3 protein-coding genes are annotated in these 3,209 nt (G+C 49.4%); 2 read left to right on the forward strand and 1 reads right to left on the reverse strand.

Annotated elements, in window-relative coordinates; genetic code table 11:
- Together ACGCCZ_RS07000 and ACGCCZ_RS07005 are read left to right on the forward strand one after the other, a co-directional pair.
- Nucleotides 1-727: Ig-like domain-containing protein (locus tag ACGCCZ_RS07000; protein WP_411655648.1), on the forward strand; the 727-nt coding region annotated here is incomplete at its 5' end.
- Nucleotides 724-2,670 carry a glycoside hydrolase family 3 C-terminal domain-containing protein gene (locus tag ACGCCZ_RS07005; RefSeq protein ID WP_411655649.1) on the forward strand — a complete coding sequence of 649 codons (1,947 nt, stop codon included), beginning with the start codon at nucleotides 724-726 and terminating at the stop codon, nucleotides 2,668-2,670. The genes ACGCCZ_RS07000 and ACGCCZ_RS07005, both read left to right, overlap by 4 nt.
- 282 nt (nucleotides 2,671-2,952) lie before the next feature.
- On the opposite strand, the gene ACGCCZ_RS07010 is transcribed toward ACGCCZ_RS07005, so the two are convergent.
- Nucleotides 2,953-3,209, reverse strand: a 257-nt coding sequence (locus tag ACGCCZ_RS07010; protein ID WP_411655650.1) for a hypothetical protein, incomplete at its 5' end; no start/stop codon positions are given.

Here is a 3,209-nt window from a genome sequence, read left to right on the forward strand (position 1 = left end):
ATTCCATGACACTCCCAGTTCCAAACCGGGTGAGACGCCTATTGTCATCAACCAGACTTGCCGGTATCTGAAATTGACCATGGACAGTGCCGGTACGGGATATCCCTATTCAATTTATGAGATGGAAGCCAGGGATGCCGGTACTATCATCACGGACTTGAAGACTGCCTCAGCGGAAACCGTCGTGGGAATCGCTCCCGAACTCCCTGAAAAAGTGACCGCAACCTATTCCGATGGGAAACAATCCGATTTGAAGGTAACCTGGAATGCTATCCCTGCTAAAAATTACAGCAAGGTTGGTACTTTCGAAGTATTGGGCGCTGTCAGCGGGACCGATCTTCCGGCCAAATGTGTTGTAACGGTTTATCCTGCGGATGAGAGCCAATATCTGCGCTTGGCAAAAAAACAGGTTGGCGGAAGAGTTTTGGTTCCATCTGCCGACTATGCGGATGAGCAGGCTATTGCAGAAGCAGCTACGGAGGTTGCCCAGGAAAAGATTACCCTGGGAGATACGATTGCCAATGTGACTTGGGAAGAAGACCGCTATGTATTGACCTTGACAAACGGTGGGGAAACATATACCCTGGACCCCTTTACCGTGAGTCTACCCACCGAACGGGATACCAGTGGCCGGTTTGATCTTATGGAAGAACGCATCGAATTTGCCCGTCAAATTGGCGATGAGGGTGTGATTCTTCTAAAAATTAGAATCAAACACTGCCATTGACAGAGAACGATCAAGTTGCTGTGTTTGGACGCATGCAAGTGGATACCATCCGAGGCGGTTTAGGCGCAGCGTATATGAATCCCGCCTATGAAGTCAATGTGTTGGATGGTATGCGAAATGTGGGAATCCATGTGGATGAAACCTTGGCTGAGATTTATGAAACCTGGTGCAATGACCCTGCCAACAAGAAGGAAGAGGTCATCTATACCAGCGACCGCTTTTTCCCTGAAATGCCTCTGACCGAGGAGCTGGTCAAGGAGGCCAAAGAACGAAACAATAAGGCGGTTGTGGTGATTGGCCGTATCGTGGGCGAAAACAACGACATGCAAAACAACAAGGGCGGCTGGCTTTTGACCGACGAAGAAACGGAAATGCTCCAACTGGTCACGAAATACTTTGACCAAGTCACTGTGGTCTACAACAATGGTGTTGTAGCGGATATGGAATTTGTAGAGGATATGGGAATCGAAGCCCTGGTCTTCATGGGATATGGCGGCCAGGAGGGCGGCAATTACGTTGGCGATATTCTTTCCGGTAGGGTGACCCCATCGGGAAAACTGACGGAAACCGTTGCTAAGAGCTTTGACGCCTATCCTGCTGATGGTTTCAGCGGAAGTACCACCCAGAAATATACGGAAGATATTTTTACCGGTTACCGTTACTTTGAAACCTTTGATCCCGATTATGAAACAGTCCGCTATCCCTTTGGCTATGGCCTGTCCTATACGGATTTTGCGATCTCCAACGTCACCGCTAGCCAGGTAGGGACCCACATAGAGGTTTCTGCTACAGTCACGAACACAGGTGATTTTTATTCCGGAAAAGAAGTTGTGCAGGTTTATTACAGCGCTCCACAAATGGGAGAAGGCGACGCTGTGCTGGGAAAACCCGGAAAGGTATTGGCTGCCTTTGGTAAGACCAAACTGTTGGAACCCGGCGAGAGCCAGACCATGACTTTGTCCTTCCCCATTTCGGATATGGCGAGTTATGACGACACAGGCGTAACAGGACACAAGAATGCCTGGCTCTTGGAGGCAGGGGACTACAAGGTCTTTGTGGGAAATTCCATCCGCGATGCTGGAAGCCGCATGGTCTACACGTACAATCAGCCAAACTTGCGTGTGATTGATGAAGATCTGACCCAATTGGATACCATGTTGAATGAGCGTCTCTTGGCGGATGGAACCTACGAAGAACTGGAAGTCATTGAGATTCCGGCTCAGATCAATGTCAAGGATGACATTGTCGATCAGGCAGAAGTGGAAAATTATAAATCAGCCGGAGCGGGCGTAATCGAAAGGGATGGCGCACTGTCTATTCCTGAAAATGAGTCCGTGACATATCAGTTACAGGTGGTCAAAGGAGGTAAATATCAGCTCAAGTTGGCATACACCAACAATGGTGAAGCAGTAAAACTCAATGATGCACTGGCCATATTCGTTGGTGGAAACCAAGTGAACATCGATGACTCGCTTGTACTGGAAAGCGGTGAACATTTGGAAACGGCTGCTATCCAGGTTGGTTTCCCGACGGGAGATGTTGCGTTCGAGTTCACTGGAAAGGCAGCTGCAGACATTTTGTGGGATAGTTTCACGTTGGAACGCGACAACGATGCCGATGTGGTCAACGATATCCCTGCCGATGGTATTGGCAAAGTAGAAGGCGAAGACTATGTAGATGCTTCCGCCGGAGTCCGCTATGAAGATTTTCAGGACGATGGACAGGGCCAGCCCGGCAGCTGCTTGTCCAACATGCGTGCTGGTTCCCGTGTCAACTACAAATTAAACGTGGAGGAGACTGGAACGTACCGCATGGTGGTCGACTATGCAGCAGTTGGGGAGACTAAGCTGAACAGTACAGCGATCTTCCTGATTAACAATATCACGCAGGCATTCGACGACAGCATCTCCTTTAAAAACACAGCTATTCCGGGAAACACCTGATCGCAATTTTGTGGATTTGGAACCTTCTGACTGTGATTTTGCCCAGCGGTGAGGCGACACTCTACCATCGAGTCGCGGGATTTGCAGCGTTCCCCAGTATCGACTACATCACCTTCTGAGAAAAAGTGGAGACCCAGAACCATGGACCAATGCGGCTGTCAATAGTCTCTCTACAACAGCCGAAGAACTATCTTTTGAGGATGTGGCTGAAAATCCGGGGAACCGACGGAGACATTTGTCTCTCAGCTTACGGTGAATGAAGTTGGCGACCCTGGGAAGTGGTCAAGGAAATGTGGCACCCAATACCAACACGGGTTCAATCGGGAACATTCCGTCTTTGGGAATTCCCGGTGTACAAACTGCGGATGGTCCCACAGGTGTTCGTTTGAACGATATTACCAGCCCGTGTTGCTCGGCGAATGCGCCGACCGAAGCGGCGCACGAAAAACGCGAAAGTGTTTCACGATAAATGCGAAAACTCACACGAGTATGGAAGTCGTTCTGGTTAATATCGGCTTCGCACAACCGAACGAAGTAAA

Origin of the sequence: Anaeromassilibacillus sp. SJQ-1 (genome assembly GCF_046693725.1) — a bacterium.
Taxonomy (GTDB): domain Bacteria; phylum Bacillota; class Clostridia; order Oscillospirales; family Acutalibacteraceae; genus Anaeromassilibacillus.